This window comes from uncultured Psychrobacter sp. (genome assembly GCF_947488565.1).
In the GTDB taxonomy this organism is placed as follows: domain Bacteria; phylum Pseudomonadota; class Gammaproteobacteria; order Pseudomonadales; family Moraxellaceae; genus Psychrobacter; species Psychrobacter saeujeotis.
On the sequence record NZ_CANKZC010000017.1, the window covers coordinates 1 to 1,368 of the forward strand.

Genomic DNA, 1,368 nt, shown 5'->3' on the forward strand with positions numbered 1-1,368 from the left:
CGGAGCCACACTACCATTGGCGCGACGATGTTTCACTTCTGAGTTCGGGAAGGGATCAGGTGGTGCCATCGTGCTATTGTCGTCAGCAAAGGGGGTTAGATATGAGTCTGTGTTTTGTATGACTTATCACACTACTTGACTGAATCAAGAGTAATAGGTGATATCGATATAATGCTTGTCTAACTATAGAACTGAGTTCTGATAGATAGCTACAAACCACTTGGGTGTTGTATGGTCAAGCCAAACGAGCAATTAGTACAGGTTAGCTACACGCATCGCTGCGCTTCCACACCCTGCCTATCAACGTCCTAGTCTTGAACGGCTCTTTAGGGAAATCTAATCTTGAGGTGGGCTTCCCGCTTAGATGCTTTCAGCGGTTATCCCATCCGAACGTAGCTACCGGGCAATGCCATTGGCATGACAACCCGAACACCAGTGGTTCGTCCACTCTGGTCCTCTCGTACTAGGAGCAGATCCTCTCAAATTTCCAACGCCCACGGTAGATAGGGACCGAACTGTCTCACGACGTTCTAAACCCAGCTCGCGTACCTCTTTAAATGGCGAACAGCCATACCCTTAGGACCTGCTTCAGCCCTAGGATGAGATGAGCCGACATCGAGGTGCCAAACACCGCCGTCGATATGAACTCTTGGGCGGTATCAGCCTGTTATCCCCAGAGTACCTTTTATCCGTTGAGCGATGGCCCTTCCATACAGAACCACCGGATCACTAAGACCTACTTTCGTACCTGCTCGACTTGTGGGTCTCGCAGTTAAGCGCGCTTTTGCCTTTATACTCTATGAACGATTTCCGACCGTTCTGAGCGCACCTTCGTACTCCTCCGTTACTCTTTAGGAGGAGACCGCCCCAGTCAAACTACCCACCATACATTGTCCTCGGTATTGTTATACCTGAGTTAGAACCCCAACATGACCAGGGTGGTATTTCAAGATTGGCTCCACCAAGACTAGCGTCTCGGTTTCATAGCCTCCCACCTATCCTGCACAAGTCAGGTCAAAGTTCAATGTAAAGCTGTAGTAAAGGTTCACGGGGTCTTTCCGTCTAGCCGCGGGTACACAGCATCTTCACTGCGATTTCGATTTCACTGAGTCTCTGCTGGAGACAGCGCTGCCATCATTATGTCATTCGTGCAGGTCGGAACTTACCCGACAAGGAATTTCGCTACCTTAGGACCGTTATAGTTACGGCCGCCGTTTACTGGGGCTTCGATCAAGACCTTCGCATACGCTAAGCCCATCAATTAACCTTCCAGCACCGGGCAGACATCACACCCTATACGTCCACTTTCGTGTTTGCAGAGTGCTGTGTTTTTAATAAACAGTTGCAGCAGCCTGGTATCTGCGACTG

2 rRNA genes are annotated in these 1,368 nt (G+C 49.8%); both read right to left on the minus strand.

Annotated elements, in window-relative coordinates:
- Positions 1-87 (minus strand): 5S ribosomal RNA (gene rrf / locus Q0890_RS13625); the annotation flags it as partial.
- A 144-nt stretch (positions 88-231) separates the two neighbouring features.
- Positions 232-1,368, minus strand: a 23S ribosomal RNA gene (locus tag Q0890_RS13630); the annotation flags it as partial.